Genomic DNA, 17630 nt, shown 5'->3' with positions numbered 1-17630 from the left:
CATGGCAACCGTAATGAAGAAGGTCGACGCAGTGATCGTCGGTTTCGGCTGGACTGGCGCGATCATGGCCAAGGAGCTGACCGAGGCCGGGCTCAACGTGCTGGCGCTGGAGCGCGGGCCGATGCAGGACACCTACCCCGACGGCAACTATCCACAGGTGATCGACGAACTCACCTACAGCGTGCGGAAAAAACTCTTTCAGGACATCTCGAAAGAAACCGTCACCATCCGCCACAGCGTCAACGACATCGCCCTGCCGAATCGCCAGTTGGGTGCATTTCTGCCGGGCAATGGCGTCGGCGGCGCCGGTTTGCACTGGTCGGGCGTGCACTTTCGCGTCGATCCGATCGAGCTACGCATGCGCAGCCACTACGAAGAGCGTTACGGCAAAAGTTTCATCCCCAAGGACATGACCATCCAGGACTTCGGCGTCAGCTATGAAGAGCTGGAGCCGTTCTTCGATTTCGCCGAGAAGGTCTTCGGCACCTCCGGCCAGGCCTGGACCGTGAAGGGCCAACTGGTCGGTCAGGGCAAGGGCGGTAACCCTTACGCACCGGATCGCTCCAATCCGTTCCCGCTGGAAGCGCAGAAGAATACGGTTTCCGCACAGCTGTTCGGCAAAGCGGCGACAGAGGTCGGTTACAAACCCTACAACCTGCCCTCCGCGAATACCTCAGGCCCGTACACCAATCCCTACGGCGCACAGATGGGCCCGTGCAACTTCTGCGGGTTCTGCAGCGGTTACGTTTGCTACATGTACTCCAAGGCCTCGCCGAACGTGAACATTCTGCCGGCGCTCAAGCCACTGCCGAATTTCGAGCTGCGGCCCAACTCGCATGTGCTGCGGGTCAACCTCGACAGCACCAAGTCCAAGGCCACCGGCGTGACGTACATCGACGGCCAGGGCCGCGAGATCGAGCAGCCGGCGGACCTGGTAATCCTCGGCGCCTTCCAGCTGCACAACGTGCGCCTGATGCTGCTCTCGGGCATCGGCAAGCCGTACGACCCGATCAGCGGCGAAGGCGTGGTCGGGCGCAACTTCGCCTACCAGAACATGGCGACCATCAAGGCGTTCTTCGACAAGGACACCCACACCAACAACTTCATCGGCGCCGGCGGCAACGGCGTGGCGCTGGACGATTTCAACGCCGACAACTTCGACCACGGCCCGCATGGCTTCGTCGGCGGCTCGCCAATGTGGGTCAACCAGGCGGGCAGCCGCCCGATTGCCGGCACCTCAAACCCGCCCGGCACCCCGGCCTGGGGCAGCCAGTGGAAACGCGCGACCGCCGATTACTACACCCACCAGGTGTCGATGGACGCCCACGGCGCGCATCAGTCCTACAGAGGCAACTACCTCGATCTGGATCCGGTGTACCGCGATGCCTACGGCTTGCCGCTGCTGCGCATGACCTTCGACTGGCAGGAAAACGACATCAAAATGAACCGCTTCATGGTCGAGAAAATGGGCAAGGTCGCTCAAGCCATGGGCCCGAAAGCCATCGCGGTGATCGGCAAGCAGGTCGGTGATCATTTCAACACCGCGGCCTACCAGACCACCCACCTCAACGGTGGCGCAATCATGGGCACCGATCCGAAGAAGAGTGCCCTGAACCGTTATCTGCAGAGCTGGGACGTGCACAACGTATTCGTGCCAGGTGCGTCGGCGTTCCCGCAAGGCTTGGGTTACAACCCGACCGGGCTGGTGGCGGCGTTGACCTACTGGTCGGCCAAGGCGATTCGTGAGCAATACCTGAAAAACCCCGGCCCGCTGGTTCAGGCATAAGGAGCGATGACCATGAAAAATCTTGTTATCGCCATCTTGGCGCTGCTCGGCAGCACGGCTGTACACGCCGCCGACGATGATCAGGCGTTGATCAAACAAGGCGAATACCTCGCCCGCGCGGGTGACTGCGTGGCCTGCCACACCGCCAAGGGCGGCAAGCCGTTCGCCGGCGGCCTGCCGATGGAAACCCCGATCGGCACGATCTACTCGACCAACATCACCCCGGACAAAACCGGTGTCGGCGATTACAGCTTTGAGGACTTCGACAAAGCCGTGCGCCATGGCGTGGCGAAAAACGGCAGTACCTTGTACCCGGCGATGCCGTATCCGTCCTACGCCCGTGTCAGCGAAACCGACATGCAGGCGCTGTACGCCTACTTCATGCACGGCGTCGAACCGGTGGCGCAGGAGAACAAGGCCAGCGACATCCCATGGCCGCTGAGCATGCGCTGGCCGCTGATGGGCTGGCGCTGGCTGTTCGCGCCGAAGGTCGAGGACTACAAGGCAACCTCGGATGATCCGGTGATCGATCGCGGCGCCTACCTGGTCGAAGGCCTCGGCCATTGCGGCGCCTGCCATACGCCACGGGCGCTGACCATGCAGGAAAAATCCCTGAGCGCGGCGGACGGCAAGAACTTCCTCGCCGGCAGTGCGCCGCTGGAAGGCTGGATCGCGAAAAGTCTGCGCGGTGATCACAAGGATGGCCTGGGCAGCTGGAGCGAAGAGCAGCTGGTGCAATTCCTCAAGACCGGTCGCAGCGACCGCAGTGCAGTGTTCGGCGGCATGAGCGATGTGGTCACCCACAGCATGCAATACATGACCGACGCCGACCTGACCGCGATCGCCCGCTACCTCAAGTCGCTGCCGGCCAATGATCCTGCCGATCAGCCGCACCAGTACGATGAGAAAGCGGCCAAAGCCCTGTGGAACGGCGACGACAGCCAGCGTGGCGCAGCGGTGTACATCGATAACTGCGCGGCCTGCCACCGTACCGACGGCCATGGCTACACCCGTGTGTTCCCGGCGCTCGCGGGCAATCCGGTGCTGCAATCGGAAGACCCGACCTCGCTGATCCACATCGTGCTCAAGGGCGGTACCTTGCCGGCGACGCACACGGCACCCTCGACCTTCACCATGCCGGGTTTCACCTGGCGGTTGTCGGATCAGGAAGTGGCGGATGTGGTGAGTTTCATCCGTGGCAGTTGGGGCAACAAAGGGGCGCCGGTGAAAGCCGCTGACGTCGCCGAGTTGCGTAAGGAGGATATGAAGCACACCTCCGGCGATGACCTCGGTCAGGTCACGCAACACAACTGACCAGTCGCCCGACGGCACTAGCCAGATGAGCAACGCCCCGATACTGTATATGCACACAGTATCGGGGCGTTTTCATGTCTACTCCATTGCCACCGCGCGGCCGCGGCACCGCGACCAACCCGCACAACCGCTTTGCGCCGAACCGTTCGGTGGCCGAGGACGACGGCTGGTATCAGGAAGTGCCCGAAACGCAGAACACCGAGGTGATGATCGAAACCGCGAAAACCATCATTACCCGCAACACCTCGCCGGACCTGCCCTTCGATCGCTCGATCAATCCCTATCGCGGCTGCGAGCACGGTTGCATCTATTGCTATGCGCGACCCAGCCACGCCTATTGGGACATGTCGCCGGGGCTGGATTTCGAAACCCGACTGATCGCCAAGACCAACGCCGCTCAGGTGCTTGAGGAACAGTTGAGCAAACGCGGTTACCAATGCGCGCCGATCAATCTTGGCTCCAACACCGATCCGTATCAGCCCATCGAGCGCGAGCACAGGATCACCCGGCAGACCCTTGAAGTGCTTCTGCGCTACCGGCACCCGGTGACCATTGTCACCAAAGGTTCGCTGATTCTGCGCGACCTCGACCTGCTCACCGAGCTGGCGCAGCAACGGCTGGTGGCGGTGATGATCAGCCTGACCACGCTGGACGATGAACTCAAACGCATCCTCGAACCCCGTGCCGCTGCACCGAAAGCACGGCTGCGGGCGATCCGGGTGATGCGCGAAGCAGGCATTCCCGTGGGGGTGCTGTGTTCGCCGATGATTCCGATGATCAACGACAGCGAAATCGAAAGCCTGCTGACCGAGGCACATGCCGCCGGTGCACAAAGTGCCGCCTATATGATGCTGCGCCTGCCGCTGGAAGTGGCGCCGCTGTTCGAGGAATGGCTGCAGGCGCACTATCCGCAGCGTGCGGCCCATGTCCTGAGCCTGATCCGCCAGAGCCGAGGCGGCGAACTCTACGACAGCCGTTTCGGCGCGAGAATGCGCGGCGAGGGACCGTTCGCCGACCTGCTGGCGCAACGTTTCGCCAAAGCCATTAAACGTCTCGGTTTAAACCATCGTGAGGGCTATAACCTCGACTGCACGGCCTTCTGTCCGCCAGGGGCACAAATGGCTCTGCTGTAGGCAGAGCGCAAAACAATAAAAAATCGCTTGATGGAGTCTGGCTCCATCAAGCGATTATTTAGAACTACTGGCTTCGGAGAAGCTGTTACTTGAACCAGTTACTGATCCAGTCGACGATGCGGCGGGCGGTATTCTTGATGTTTTCCAAAGCGTTTTTCACCCACTCGACAAACTGCTCAACAATATTGCTGACCCAGAAATAGATCTCGTTGTATAACTTGCTGAAAAACGCCATGATCTGGTCCGACACAGAAAGGATTGCCCCCTGAGTCGCCGGATACTTTTCACCAATATCAATAGCCTTATCGAACATATCATCGATCATTTTGTTGGAAGATTCTTTCTGCGCTGCACGCTTCTCCTCCATACGCTTCCTGAACTCCTCGCTGGCAGCGTCACCACCACCGCTTTCCTTGAACCGCTCGGTGTCCGCGGTGATCTGATTCTGAATTTCATTGGTGTTAACGGCACCGTTTCTTTGCGAATCTTCTTTCAAGCCTTCAACTGCCGCGGCTTCTTCCGGGGTCAGCGAAGTGAGCGCAGAAACGGTTGGATAAACCGGTTTGGCCAGAACTTGGCGGCGCGCCCCAGGCGTATGATCGCAACTTGCCTTATGAAATTCGCGCAGTGCATTCATGGTAGTAACAAAAGTAGTTTGAGTTGTCATCTTTTCAATCCTTGAATAATTAATTAGACGGACACACCAATTATGCCCGCCCAAAAAACTATAGGAATAAAACGATTGAGCCACAACAACTTAGTCATTTCAAAATAATAAAGTCGACTACAAACAGAACAACTAACATGAGACTCAAGCCAACTAATACTAACTTCCTCCTCATTATCAAATGACATAGATAAAAAATTCTTCAGCTTGATCGCGCAGCCTTCTGTCCGCCGGGTCGCCACATGTCGTTGATTCAGCGACAATCGGCTTATGGTTGAGGGTTGGAATCCTTGCGTCGAAACACGCCAGTCACGTTTTTTGTGACCTGGAACACACGTTCTAGAGCGCTTGATTCAGTTTGAGTTAAGTTTCGGCAGCTACCTTGTTCATCGAGTGACTGACGGGTCGGGATGGCCCGGATGTTTTAAACAGCCACTGGCTTCATACCGGAATACACGGGAACGACTCCCCGAATCCGCCAAAGAGGATGAATCATGAGTGACAAGGATAAACAGCCGTTGGCTGCGTCGGCGCAAGCCGTCCCTGGGGCGGAATCCGCCGATGCAGCGCTGCGAACGATCGTTGACGGCTTTTTGCATTTTCATCATGAGGTCTTCCCGCAGCAGGAAGAACTCTTCAAGAAACTCGCCACGGCGCAATCGCCACGGGCGATGTTCATCACCTGCGCCGACTCGCGCATCGTGCCCGAGCTGATCACCCAGAGTTCGCCAGGCGATCTGTTCGTGACCCGTAACGTCGGCAACGTCGTGCCGCCTTACGGCCAGATGAACGGTGGCGTTTCCACTGCCATCGAATACGCGGTGCTGGCGCTGGGCGTGCAACACATCATCATCTGCGGCCACTCCGATTGCGGTGCCATGCGCGCAGTGCTCAATCCGGACAGCCTGGAAAAAATGCCGACGGTCAAAGCCTGGTTGCGCCACGCCGAAGTGGCAAAAACCATGGTGCACGAAAACTGTAACTGCACCGACGAAAAAGAAAGCATGCCGATCCTCACCGAGGAGAACGTCATCGCCCAACTGCAGCACTTGCGTACCCATCCTTCGGTAGCCTCACGCATGGCGAACGGTCAACTGTTCATCCATGGCTGGGTCTACAACATCGAAACCAGCGAAATCAAGGCTTACGACGCGGATCAGGGACGCTTCCTGCCGCTCGACGGCAGCCATCCGATTCCGGTGGCGACGCCCAAAGCGCGCTTCTAAATCCTCCTAAAAATCTGTGTGGCATGACGCCGGCCGCTGTTCAGCGGCCCGGCTTCGCCACGCCTGAAGAAAGCTTCGGGAGAGTCATCATGCGTGCTGCTCAATTGAAAGCGGTGTTGCCACGGGAGCTGCTGGCTTCGGTGGTTGTGTTTCTGGTCGCGCTGCCGTTGTGCATGGGCATTGCGATCGCTTCCGGGTTGCCGCCGGCCAAAGGTCTGATCACCGGGATCATCGGCGGTCTGGTGGTGGGTTGGCTGGCAGGCTCGCCATTGCAGGTCAGCGGGCCGGCGGCCGGTCTGGCGGTGTTGGTGTTCGAGCTGGTGCGCCAGCACGGGATCGAGATGCTCGGGCCGATTCTGTTGCTAGCGGGTTTCCTGCAACTGGTGGCCGGGCGCCTGAAGCTCGGGTGCTGGTTTCGGGTCACGGCGCCAGCGGTGGTCTACGGCATGCTCGCCGGGATCGGCGTGTTGATCGTGCTCTCGCAAGTGCATGTGATGCTCGATGCCAAGCCGCAACCGTCCGGGCTGGATAACCTGACGGCGTTCCCCGGAGCGGTGGCGCAGGCCTTGCCGTCGTTCGGCTGGCAGGCCGGCTTGCTCGGGTTGGCGACCATTGCGGTGATGTGGCTGTGGGAGAAATTTCGCCCGCATTCGCTGCGCTTCATTCCCGGTGCGCTGCTCGGTGTTGGCCTGGCGACCGGGGCCAGCCTGTTGCTGGCGTTGCAGGTCAAACGGGTTGAGGTACCGGAGAACCTCGCCGAAGCCATCGACTGGCTGAAACCGGCGGACTTGCTCAGCCTCGCTGATCCAACCCTGCTGATTGCGGCTTTTGCCGTGGCGTTCATCGCCAGCGCCGAAACGTTGTTGTCCGCTGCTGCGGTGGATCGCATGCACAACGGCGTGCGCTCGGATTTCGACCGTGAGCTGTCGGCGCAAGGTGTCGGCAACATGCTCTGCGGTCTGCTCGGTGCGCTGCCGATGACCGGGGTGATCGTGCGCAGCTCGGCCAACGTCCAGGCCGGTGCAACCACCCGTTACTCGACGATCTTCCATGGTCTGTGGCTACTGGCGTTCGTGCTGTTGCTGTCGAGCGTGCTGCAAAGCATTCCGGTGGCGAGCCTGGCAGGCGTATTGGTGTACACCGGGTTCAAACTGGTGGACCTCAAGGCCTTTCGTGGTCTGGGCCGTTACGGGCGGATGCCGATGTTCACCTATGCCGCCACGGCGCTGGCGATCATCTTCACCGACCTGCTGACCGGTGTGTTGATCGGTTTCGGTTTGACGATGTTGAAACTGGCGTTCAAGGCTTCGCGATTGAAGATCAGCCTGATCGATCTGTCGCAGGACGGTGAGATGGAATTGCGTCTGGTCGGCGCGGCGACCTTCCTCAAGGTACCGGCGCTGACTCAGGTGCTGGGGAGCATTCCGGCGGGCACGACGGTGCACGTGCCGCTCAATAACCTGAGCTACATCGACCATTCGTGTCTGGAGTTACTGGAAGAGTGGGGCCGGGCGAATGCGGCCAAGGGGTCGAAGCTGTTGATTGAGTCGCGCGGGTTGAAGCGACGGCTTGAAGGTAGGGTTCGGACTAACACCGGGATCGGTGCGGCTGGTTAAATCCCCCGCTTGCAAAGAACCCCTGTGGGAGGGGGCTTGCTCCCGAAGGCGATGGATCAGTCGATATTGATATTGACTGACCCACCGCCTTCGGGAGCAAGCCCCCTCCCACAATTGGGATTTGTACCGGGCTTTGAATCAGGCGGCTGGCTGATCCAGCTCCAGGCCCACACCCAGGCGACGGCCCATGCACGGCCAGCGCTTCCACGCAGCACCGGTATCCGGGCTGATCAGTTTGTCGCGGTAGGCCTCTACCGATTCCAGCGCAAAACTATCGTCGTCGAGCATCTCGTCGATGGCGTGATGCACCACTTCGTCCAGTTGATTGGCAAATTTCTCACCGAGCAATTGGTGAGCAATCAGGTTGGCGACCGTCATGTCCAAGGGGATCAATGGCTGGCCGAGGTGTTTGATGTACAGGTCGTTGACCTCTTCAACAAAGCGGTGCGCCAGATAGGCTTCGTCCAGCAGGCTGTCCAGGCCGACCGGCGGCTGGAGGAAGTACTGCTCGGCGATTTTCAGCACCGGCTTGATCTGCGACTCGATTCCCGCTTCCCTGGCAACTTCATTGGCTGCGTCCAGCATGTCTGGTACTTCATCGATATAGGCGGTGACAAAACTCGTCAACGCGTCTTCGCGGTTAGCGTCCGGCAATTGAATGGCCGAATGCAGATGAGGCAACTTGGCTTCCAGCTGACGCTTGAGCCGTCCGGTTTCGTTTTCGGTTTGTCGGGCTTTTTGGATCTGCTCGCGCAATGCGGCGGTGTTCATGAAAACTCCAGGGAACAAGGCAATGAAATAGGGAAGACATAACTTAGCTGGCTTACGAAAAATGCTAAGACGCATTTGTCATAATTATTTCATCCTTGATGCAGCAGCGTTATATCGGTTCGCCACCACTCGTCTGCATCCTTCTCCATTCGTACCCTTGAGCGCAAGCCCCGGCTGTTTCAGATCATTTACGCGTCGACATTGCAATTCCCGATGGCTGTCTATACTCGCCATTGAATGGAGTTAGCTGATGACGCCCGACTGCCCACGCAGCAAGGCCCGGCGATTCAAGTTCGTAGTCTGATGCAGCCGCTCCCTTGCCGAAGGCGTTGCGCCTACGGGATAACAAGAACGATAAGGGGAACCCGCAATGATGCGACATCCACACGTCTGGATGGGCCTCCTGTTGTGGTCGATTTTCAGCCCGGCTCAAGCGGCCTGGACTGTGAATATGGCGCCTGGAGCGACTGAAATCAGTCACGCAGTATTCGACCTGCACATGACCATTTTCTGGATCTGTGTGGTGATCGGGATCATCGTCTTCGGCGCCATGTTCTGGTCGATGATCGTGCATCGCCGCTCGACCGGGCAGGTCGCCGCAAAATTCCACGAAAGTACCACCGTCGAGATTCTCTGGACGGTCGTGCCGCTGCTGATCCTGGTAGCGATGGCCGTTCCGGCGACCGCCACCCTGATCCGCATGTACGACACCAGTGAGCCGGATATCGATATCCAGATCACCGGCTATCAGTGGAAGTGGCACTACAAATACCTGGGTCAGGATGTCGAGTTCTTCAGCAACCTGGCCACCCCCGCCGAACAGATCCACAACAAGGAAGCCAAGGGCGAGCACTACCTGCTCGAAGTGGACAAGCCGCTGGTGCTGCCGGTCGGCGCCAAGGTGCGCTTCCTCGTGACCTCCGCCGACGTTATCCACTCCTGGTGGGTGCCGGCCTTCGCGGTCAAGCGCGATGCGATCCCGGGATTCGTCAACGAAGCCTGGACCCGCATCGACAAGCCCGGCCTCTACCGTGGCCAGTGCGCCGAGTTGTGCGGCAAGGATCACGGCTTCATGCCGATCGTGGTCGACGTCAAAGAGAAGGCCGACTACGACAAATGGCTTGCCGACCGCAAAGCCGAAGCCGCGCAGCTCAAGGAGCTGACCAGCAAGGAATGGACCCTCGACGAACTCAAGGAACGCGGCGACAAGATTTATCACACCACTTGCGTGGCCTGTCACCAGGCCGAAGGCCAGGGCCTGCCGCCGATGTTCCCGGCGCTCAAGGGCTCACCGATTGCCACCGGGCCGAAAGCCGACCACCTGCACCGCGTGTACTTCGGCAAACCCGGCACCGCCATGGCAGCGTTCGGCAAGCAGTTGTCGGAAGTCGATATCGCAGCGGTGGTGACCTACGAACGTAACGCCTGGGGCAACAACAAGGGCGACATGGTCACGCCAAAAGAAGTGCTGGAGCTCAAACAGGCGGAAAGCAAATGAGCCGGTCTATCGCGAACTTCGTGAATCGGTCGGGGCAATGCGCCCCGGCCCGCCCCGTCCACTCACGTAAAGGAGACCGGCCATGAGCGCTGTAATCGATGACCACGGTCATGCCGACCACGCCCACGGCCCCGCCAAAGGCCTGATGCGTTGGGTGCTGACCACCAACCACAAGGACATCGGTACGCTGTACCTGTGGTTTGCGTTCTGCATGTTCCTGCTCGGCGGCACGTTCGCCATGGTGATCCGCGCCGAGCTGTTCCAGCCCGGGCTGCAGATCGTCGAACCGGCGTTCTTCAACCAGATGACCACCATGCACGGCCTGGTGATGGTCTTCGGCGCGGTGATGCCGGCGTTCGTCGGCCTCGCCAACTGGATGATCCCGTTGATGATCGGCGCGCCGGACATGGCCCTGCCACGGATGAACAACTTCAGCTTCTGGCTGCTGCCGGCGGCGTTCCTGCTGCTGGTCTCGACCCTGTTCACCGCCGGTGGCGGGCCGAACTTCGGCTGGACGTTCTATGCGCCGCTGTCCACGACTTATGCGCCGGAAAGCGTCACCTACTTCATCTTCGCCATCCACCTGATGGGGATCAGTTCGATCATGGGCGCGATCAACGTGATCGCCACCATCCTCAACCTGCGCGCCCCCGGCATGACCCTGATGAAAATGCCGCTGTTCGTCTGGACCTGGCTGATCACCGCGTTCCTGCTGATCGCGGTGATGCCGGTACTGGCCGGGTGCGTGACGATGATGCTGATGGACATCCACTTCGGCACGAGTTTCTTCAGTGCCGCCGGTGGCGGTGACCCGGTGCTGTTCCAGCACGTATTCTGGTTCTTCGGCCACCCCGAGGTGTACATCATGATCCTGCCGGCCTTCGGCGCCGTCAGCCAGATCATCCCGACCTTCTCGCGCAAGCCGCTGTTCGGCTACACCTCGATGGTCTATGCGACGGCGAGCATCGCGTTCCTGTCGTTCATCGTCTGGGCGCACCACATGTTCGTGGTCGGCATCCCACTGGTGGGCGAGTTGTTCTTCATGTACGCGACCATGCTCATCGCCGTGCCGACCGGGGTGAAGGTGTTCAACTGGGCCAGCACCATGTGGCAGGGGTCGCTGACCTTCGAGACGCCGATGCTGTTTGCCGTGGCGTTCGTGATCCTGTTCTCGATCGGCGGTTTCTCCGGATTGATGCTGGCCATCGCCCCGGCGGACTTCCAGTACCAGGACACCTACTTCGTGGTCGCGCACTTTCACTACGTGCTGGTGCCGGGGGCGATCTTCGGGATCTTCGCTTCGGCTTATTACTGGCTGCCGAAGTGGACCGGGCACATGTACGACGAAACCCTCGGCAAGCTGCACTTCTGGCTGTCGTTCGTCGGCATGAACCTGACCTTCTTCCCGATGCACTTCGTGGGATTGGCGGGGATGCCGCGACGGATTCCGGACTACAACCTGCAGTTCGCCGACTTCAACATGGTTTCCTCGATCGGCGCATTCATGTTCGGCGCTACGCAGATCTTCTTCCTGTTCATCGTGATCAAGACCATTCGCGGCGGCCCGCCAGCGCCGGCCAAACCGTGGGACGGCGCCGAAGGTCTGGAGTGGAGCGTGCCGTCACCGGCGCCGTATCACACCTTTACCACGCCGCCGGAAGTGAAATGAAACGCCTTGCCTTTGTGGGAGGGGGCTTGCTCCCGAATGCGTCAGATCATTCCACTCATGGGTTGAATGATGAATTGCATTCGCGAGCAAGCCCGCTCCCACAGGGGATCTCGGTGGAGGCTGACAAACATGGCTGACTCGATCTCGCTGAAAAAACTGGTCACCCGTCTGCTCGGCGTGGTGGTGGCAATGTTTGTCTTCGGCTTTGCCTTGGTGCCGATCTACGACGTGATGTGCAAGGCCTTCGGCATCAATGGCAAAACCGCCGGGCAGTACGAGGGTGAGCAGGTGGTGGATAACTCGCGGCAAGTGCGCGTGCAGTTTCTGTCGATGAACAACGCCGACATGCCGTGGGAGTTCTACCCCAAGGGTGAGGAACTGGTGACCCATCCTGGCGGCGTAAACGAGATGATCTTCGTCGCCCGCAACCCCACCGACAAACCGATGAGCGCCCAGGCCGTGCCGAGTATCGCACCCAGCGAAGCGGCGGCGTATTTCCACAAGACCGAATGCTTTTGCTTTACCCAGCAGGTGCTGCAGCCCGGTCAGCAGATCGAGATGCCGATGCGTTTCATCATTGACCGCGACATGCCCAAGGACGTGAAGCACCTGACGCTGTCCTACACGCTGTTCGATATCACCGCCCGACATCCTCCGGTGGCTGCAAACACTGGCGGTTAAGCGTGCCCGATAAGGAGAACAATAAATGGCAACTCATGAGCACTATTACGTCCCGGCCCAGAGCAAATGGCCGATCATCGCCACCTTCGGCATGGTCATCACCGTGTACGGCCTGGCGACCTGGTTCAACGATCTGAAGGCAGCGCGCCCGGAATCCCACGGCCCGTACATCTTCTTCGTCGGCGGGCTGCTGCTGGCGTACATGCTGTTCGGCTGGTTCGGGGCGGTGATCAAGGAAAGTCGTGCCGGGCTGTACAGTCCGCAGCTCGACCGCTCGTTCCGCTGGGGCATGAGTTGGTTCATCTTCTCCGAGGTGATGTTCTTCGTCGCCTTCTTCGGTGCGCTGTTTTACGTGCGGCACATCTCCGGCCCGGCGCTGGGCGGCGAAGGCCCGAAAGGCATCGCGCACATGCTCTGGCCGAACTTCCAGTTCACCTGGCCGCTGCTGCACACGCCGGATCCGAAACTGTTCCCGCCACCCAAGGAAGTCATCAGTCCGTGGGGCCTGCCGCTGATCAACACGATCCTGCTGGTCAGCTCCAGCGTGACCATCACCATCGCCCACCACGCCTTGAAAAAAGGCCATCGCGGTGCGCTGAAAATCTGGCTGGCGATCACCGTGCTGCTGGGCTGCGGCTTCCTCGCGTTGCAGGCCGAGGAGTACATGCACGCCTATCACGAACTGGGTTTGACGCTGGGTTCGGGCATTTACGGCGCGACGTTCTTCATGCTCACCGGTTTCCACGGCGCCCACGTGACCATCGGCACGATCATTCTGTTCGTGATGCTGATGCGCATCATGAAGGGCCATTTCGATGCCGAGCATCAGTTCGGCTTCGAGGCGGCGAGCTGGTATTGGCACTTCGTCGATGTGGTGTGGATCGGTTTGTTCGTCTTCGTTTACGTGCTCTGAGCACTGATTACCAAGGCGCGTGCGACACCAGTTGGCCGCTGTAGAAGCCCCAGGCGATCAAGCCGACGGTGGCAGCGGCCAGTGCCACCCGAACACTCAAGGCGATCACCAGGCGATTGGAGCTGCTGTCGTCCTTGACCAGGAAAAACAGGCCGCTGAACAGGCTGATCACCGTGGCAATCAGCAGCAGGACGATGGCTGCTTTGAGCATGGGAAGACTCCGGGGGACAGGCGATGCAGTTGAGTATAGCGAGCGCGACGACTGACTTTATGGCGCGGCCATGAAGCGCTTCCGTCCGGGCGTGATACCGACCGTGGTGGTGGCGCTGCTGCTGCCGCTGCTGGTGTCGCTGGGTTTCTGGCAACTGGGCCGGGGGGCGGAGAAAACCGCCCTGCTCGCCACTTACGCCGAGCGCCGCGCCGCCGAGCCGATGGCCAGCAGCGAATTGCTGCACAGCGCCGACCCGGCCTTTCGCCGTGTGCATCTGTACGGCCAGTTCGATGGCGCCCACAGCCTGCTGCTCGACAACCGCCAGCGCAACGGCAAGGTCGGTATCGAGCTGCTGCAGCCGTTTCAGGATCGGGCCACCGGCCAGTGGCTGCTGGTCAATCGCGGCTGGCTGCCATGGCCGGATCGCCGGGTGACGCCGCAATTCGCAACCCCCACCGACGCGGTCAACCTGGATGCCTGGGTCTACGTCGCCCCCGGCGCGACCTTCCAGTTGCACGCCGACCCGGCCAGCAGCACCTGGCCGCAAACGATCACCGCCGTCGAGCCGTCGAAGCTGTGGAAAACCCTCGAACGCGACGGCTTCGCCTACGAACTTCGTGCCGAACCCGGCCCCGCCAGCTATGAGGCCGACTGGCCGGTCGTCGCCATGGGCCCGGAAAAACACCTTGGATACGCCGTGCAGTGGTTCGCCATGGCCACCGCCCTGCTCGGCCTCTACCTCTACCTTGGATTGCACAACGCAAAGGAGAAAACCCATGGGAACGGCCATGAATCCACCCAGCATGTCTGAGGCGAAAACCCCGGCTACCCGCCGCCGTGGACGGATCCAGCTGTTGCTGATTGTGCTCGGCGTGGTCGGCCCAATGATTCTCGCCACCGGCATGTACAAATTGCAGTTCTGGGTGCCGGAAGGTCGCAGCTATCACGGCGAACTGATCGGCAACGGCCAGACCCGCGCCGACCTCGGCGTGCAGGCCGACGAACAGCGCTGGCAGATGCTGGTGACCGCGCCGAAGGATTGCGCGGTGGACTGCCAGCAACTGGTGTACCTCGCCCGGCAGATCCAGATCGGCCTCGGCCGCGATGCCGGGCGCGCCAGCCACGCCCTCGCCGCTGCACAGCCGCTGAGCGCCGACTACGAAGCCAAGCTGACCCGCGAATACCCGCAGCTGCAACGCTACCCGCTGGACAGCGCAGCGTTGAGCAAGGCCACCGGCGACAAGGCCACGCCGCAGCTGTGGATCATCGACCCCCACGGCAACCTGGTGCTGCGCTACGACCCGAGTGTCAAAGGCAAGGATCTGCTCAACGACCTGCGCCACCTGCTGAAACTGTCGAACATCGGATAAGGGCATCGTCATGGCCAAACCTGGATTTCGCCTCGCGCTGTTTGCCACCCTGCTGGCACTGATCGTCGTGCTGCTCGGCGCCTACACCCGCCTGACCCATGCCGGCCTCGGCTGTCCGGACTGGCCGGGCTGCTACGGCTTTATCAGCGTGCCGAAAAGCGAAGCCCAACTGGCCCATGCCGAACTGCATTACCCCGACTCTCCGGTGGTGGCGCACAAGGGCTGGAACGAGATGATCCACCGCTACTTCGCCGGCACCCTCGGCATGCTCATATCGATTCTGGCCGGGCGCGCCTGGGTCAATCGGCGTCATCCGGGCCAGCCGTTGAAATTGCCGCTGTTTCTGCTGGCGGTGGTCTTCGCCCAGGCGGCGTTCGGTATGTGGACGGTGACGCTCAAGCTCTGGCCGCAAGTGGTCACCGGGCATTTGCTCGGCGGTTTTGCGACCTTGAGTCTGTTGTTTTTGCTGACGTTGCGATTGTCCGGGGTGCTGCCGGCACTGACCGTGCCCAAGCGCTTGCAGTATTGGGCAACGGCGGGACTGTTACTGGTGATCGGCCAGATCGCACTGGGTGGTTGGGTCAGTTCCAACTACGCGGCGGTGGCCTGCATCGACTTCCCGACCTGCCACGGTCAATGGCTGCCACCGGCGGACTTCGCCAACGGCTTTCACCTGACCCAGCATATCGGCCCCAATTATCTCGGCGGTCAGCTCGACAGCGACGCGCGCACGGCGATTCACCTGACTCACCGCATCGGCGCGCTGCTGGTGACGATCGTCCTGCTCGGTCTGGCCTGGCAACTCAGGGCTGTCGGCATGACGCGTTTGGCCGGGCTAGTCGTCATTGCCCTCGGCGCACAGATCACCCTTGGCATCAGCAACGTGTTGTTCCATCTGCCACTGCCGGTGGCCGTGGCCCACAACGCCGGTGGCGCCGCGCTGCTGCTGAGCATGGTGCTGGTCAATTACCACGCGCGCACCAGTCTGGTCCGGGTCAAACAGCCGATGTTGGCGCGCTGGCGTCTGAGCCCGCGTAAACATTCGGCTGCGCCCATCACGATAAAAGGAGAAACGCCATGGCGCTTCTGATCGGCGAACGTCCCGCGCAAGCGCTGTGGCGTGACTATCTGGAGCTGACCAAGCCGAAAGTGGTGGTGCTGATGCTGATCACCTCGCTGGTCGGCATGTTCCTCGCGACCCGCGCCGGGGTGCCGTGGACGGTGCTGGTGTTCGGCAATCTGGGGATTGCGTTGTGTGCCGGCGGCGCGGCGGCGGTCAACCATGTGGTCGACCGGCGCATCGATGCGGTGATGGCGCGCACGCACAAACGGCCGTTGGCCGAGGGCCGGGTTTCACCGGCAGCGGCGCTGACCTTTGCGCTGGTGCTGGCGCTGCTCGGGCAGGCGATGCTGCTGACGTTCACCAATGCGCTGACCGCATGGCTGACCCTCGCTTCGTTACTCGGCTACGCGGTGATCTACACCGGCTTCCTCAAACGCGCGACGCCACAGAACATCGTCATCGGCGGTCTTGCCGGCGCCGCCCCTCCGCTGCTCGGCTGGACCGCCGCCACCGGCCATGTCAGCGCCGAACCGTTGCTGCTGGTGCTGATCATCTTCGCCTGGACCCCGCCGCACTTCTGGGCGCTGGCGATCCATCGCAAGGAGGAATACGCCAAGGCCGACATCCCGATGCTGCCGGTAACCCACGGCGAGCACTACACCAAGGTGCATATTCTGCTGTACACCTTCGCCCTGCTCGCGGTGAGCCTGCTGCCGTACGTGATCCACATGAGCGGCGTGCTCTACCTCATCTGCGCCCTCGCGCTGGGCGCAAGGTTTCTGCAATGGGCCGTGGTGCTGTACCGTGGCACTCGGCCGCACGCGGCGATCAACACCTTCAAGTACTCTATTTATTACTTGTTCCTGTTGTTCATCGCCCTGCTCGTAGACCACTACTTACTGTTGAACCTATGACTCGAACCCAGAAAACCGTCTTCATCCTCGTCGCCGTGATCGCGCTGATCCTGGGACTGACCGTCAACAAAGTGCTGAGTGGCAAGGGCCAGGGCGACCCCACCGCGCTGATCGACGCCGGTATCATCCTGCTGCCGCAGAGCCGCACGTTGCCGGGCGTGACCATGACCAATCAGGACGGCCAACCGGTCGCCATCGACGAGTTGAAAGGCAAGTGGAGCCTGCTGTTTTTCGGCTACACCTTCTGCCCGGACATCTGCCCGACCACCCTCGCCCAACTGCGCCAGATCAAGAGCGAATTGCCCAAAGACGCGGTGGATAAGTTGCAGATCGTGCTGGTCAGCGTCGATCCGAACCGCGATAACCCGCAGCAGTTGAAGCAGTACCTGGGCTACTTCGATCCACAGTTCGTGGGCCTGACGCCGAAATCGATCGAAGAGCTGCAGAAGGTCGCGAATGCGGTGAGCATTCCGTTCATTCCGGCCGATACCAGCAAACCGAATTACACCGTCGACCATAGCGGCAATCTGGCGGTGATCGGGCCGGATGGGACGCAGCGCGGTTTTATTCGGGCGCCGTTGAACAACGCCAAACTGGTTGCGCAGCTGCCAGTAATGCTCAACCGTAAATAGCCAAGATCAAAAGCCACCCCTCACCCTAACCCTCTCCCGTAGGGAGAGGGGACTGACCGAGGGATGCTGACGCAATACGCCGACCTGTAAGTCCTTTGCCGAATCCATAATCGACCCAATCTTTCAGGTCGACGTACAACGCAAGACACCTCGGTCGGCTCCCTCT

At 60.6% G+C, this 17630-nt stretch carries 17 protein-coding genes; 14 read left to right on the top strand and 3 right to left on the bottom strand.

Annotated features, from left to right (window positions below; translation table 11 throughout):
• Position 1 precedes the first annotated feature (1 nt).
• The 3 genes from E3Z29_RS02970 to E3Z29_RS02960 all read left to right on the top strand — a co-directional run bounded on the left by E3Z29_RS02970 (position 2) and on the right by E3Z29_RS02960 (position 4233).
• On the top strand, positions 2 to 1786 hold the full coding sequence (locus E3Z29_RS02970; RefSeq protein ID WP_047597066.1) for a GMC family oxidoreductase: 1785 nt from the start codon (positions 2 to 4) through the stop codon (positions 1784 to 1786).
• 12 nt (positions 1787 to 1798) lie between these two features.
• Positions 1799 to 3100: a cytochrome c gene (locus E3Z29_RS02965; protein WP_134785100.1), complete on the top strand. Its 1302-nt coding sequence runs from the start codon at positions 1799 to 1801 to the stop codon at positions 3098 to 3100.
• 74 nt (positions 3101 to 3174) lie between these two features.
• Entirely contained in the window at positions 3175 to 4233 is a 1059-nt protein-coding gene (locus tag E3Z29_RS02960) for a PA0069 family radical SAM protein (protein WP_134785099.1), read from the top strand.
• A gap of 85 nt (positions 4234 to 4318) precedes the next feature.
• On the opposite strand, the gene E3Z29_RS02955 is transcribed toward E3Z29_RS02960, so the two are convergent.
• Positions 4319 to 4900, bottom strand: a complete 582-nt coding sequence (locus tag E3Z29_RS02955; protein WP_134785098.1) for a hypothetical protein — start codon at positions 4898 to 4900, stop codon at positions 4319 to 4321.
• 494 nt (positions 4901 to 5394) lie between these two features.
• Between E3Z29_RS02955 and E3Z29_RS02950 the strand changes: the two genes are divergently transcribed.
• A complete protein-coding gene (locus tag E3Z29_RS02950) occupies positions 5395 to 6126 on the top strand; it encodes a carbonic anhydrase (protein ID WP_098966495.1) in 732 nt (243 codons plus the stop codon).
• An 89-nt stretch (positions 6127 to 6215) separates the two neighbouring features.
• Positions 6216 to 7742: a SulP family inorganic anion transporter gene (locus tag E3Z29_RS02945; RefSeq protein WP_134785097.1), complete on the top strand. Its 1527-nt coding sequence runs from the start codon at positions 6216 to 6218 to the stop codon at positions 7740 to 7742.
• Positions 7743 to 7880: 138 nt separating this feature from the next.
• Here the strand turns inward: E3Z29_RS02945 and E3Z29_RS02940 are convergent, their stop codons facing one another.
• Positions 7881 to 8513: a hypothetical protein gene (locus E3Z29_RS02940; RefSeq protein WP_098966492.1), complete on the bottom strand. Its 633-nt coding sequence runs from the start codon at positions 8511 to 8513 to the stop codon at positions 7881 to 7883.
• Between the two features lie 370 nt (positions 8514 to 8883).
• Here E3Z29_RS02940 and coxB point away from each other — a divergent pair, with 370 nt between their 5' ends.
• The 4 genes from coxB to E3Z29_RS02920 all read left to right on the top strand — a co-directional run bounded on the left by coxB (position 8884) and on the right by E3Z29_RS02920 (position 13274).
• Positions 8884 to 10011, top strand: coding sequence for a cytochrome c oxidase subunit II (gene coxB, locus E3Z29_RS02935; RefSeq protein WP_027610220.1), 1128 nt, complete (start codon positions 8884 to 8886; stop codon positions 10009 to 10011).
• Positions 10012 to 10093: 82 nt separating this feature from the next.
• Positions 10094 to 11680 (top strand): cytochrome c oxidase subunit I, encoded by a 1587-nt coding sequence (gene ctaD / locus E3Z29_RS02930; protein WP_007962785.1) that lies wholly within the window; start codon positions 10094 to 10096, stop codon positions 11678 to 11680.
• Between the two features lie 129 nt (positions 11681 to 11809).
• Positions 11810 to 12361 carry a cytochrome c oxidase assembly protein gene (locus E3Z29_RS02925; protein WP_003220348.1) on the top strand — a complete coding sequence of 184 codons (552 nt, stop codon included), beginning with the start codon at positions 11810 to 11812 and terminating at the stop codon, positions 12359 to 12361.
• Between the two features lie 25 nt (positions 12362 to 12386).
• Entirely contained in the window at positions 12387 to 13274 is an 888-nt protein-coding gene (locus E3Z29_RS02920) for a cytochrome c oxidase subunit 3 (RefSeq protein WP_134785096.1), read from the top strand.
• A gap of 7 nt (positions 13275 to 13281) precedes the next feature.
• On the opposite strand, the gene E3Z29_RS02915 is transcribed toward E3Z29_RS02920, so the two are convergent.
• Entirely contained in the window at positions 13282 to 13485 is a 204-nt protein-coding gene (locus E3Z29_RS02915) for a twin transmembrane helix small protein (protein WP_003220344.1), read from the bottom strand.
• A 70-nt stretch (positions 13486 to 13555) separates the two neighbouring features.
• On the opposite strand from E3Z29_RS02915, the gene E3Z29_RS02910 reads away from it, so the two are divergent.
• Genes E3Z29_RS02910 through E3Z29_RS02890 form a run of 5 tightly spaced genes read left to right on the top strand, consistent with a single transcriptional unit; the run spans position 13556 to position 17464 of the window.
• Positions 13556 to 14296, top strand: a complete 741-nt coding sequence (locus tag E3Z29_RS02910) for an SURF1 family protein (protein ID WP_134785095.1) — start codon at positions 13556 to 13558, stop codon at positions 14294 to 14296.
• Positions 14262 to 14855, top strand: coding sequence for a hypothetical protein (locus E3Z29_RS02905; RefSeq protein ID WP_134785094.1), 594 nt, complete (start codon positions 14262 to 14264; stop codon positions 14853 to 14855). Before E3Z29_RS02910 ends, E3Z29_RS02905 begins: the two co-directional genes overlap by 35 nt.
• A gap of 10 nt (positions 14856 to 14865) precedes the next feature.
• The gene (locus tag E3Z29_RS02900; RefSeq protein WP_134785093.1) at positions 14866 to 15945 is read left to right on the top strand and encodes a heme A synthase; all 1080 of its coding nucleotides are present in this window, start codon (positions 14866 to 14868) and stop codon (positions 15943 to 15945) included.
• A complete protein-coding gene (gene cyoE / locus E3Z29_RS02895; RefSeq protein WP_003220336.1) occupies positions 15933 to 16832 on the top strand; it encodes a heme o synthase in 900 nt (299 codons plus the stop codon). The genes E3Z29_RS02900 and cyoE overlap by 13 nt, the downstream gene beginning before the upstream one ends.
• Complete coding sequence (locus E3Z29_RS02890; protein WP_007962772.1) at positions 16829 to 17464, top strand: SCO family protein; 636 nt, start codon at positions 16829 to 16831, stop codon at positions 17462 to 17464. Before cyoE ends, E3Z29_RS02890 begins: the two co-directional genes overlap by 4 nt.
• Positions 17465 to 17630: the final 166 nt, after the last annotated feature.

It is taken from the genome of Pseudomonas sp. S150, from assembly GCF_004526365.1.
In the GTDB taxonomy this organism is placed as follows: Bacteria; Pseudomonadota; Gammaproteobacteria; order Pseudomonadales; family Pseudomonadaceae; genus Aquipseudomonas; species Aquipseudomonas putida_A.
The sequence above is the reverse complement of the archived record's forward strand: the minus strand, read 5'-3'. Positions and strand labels throughout refer to the sequence as shown.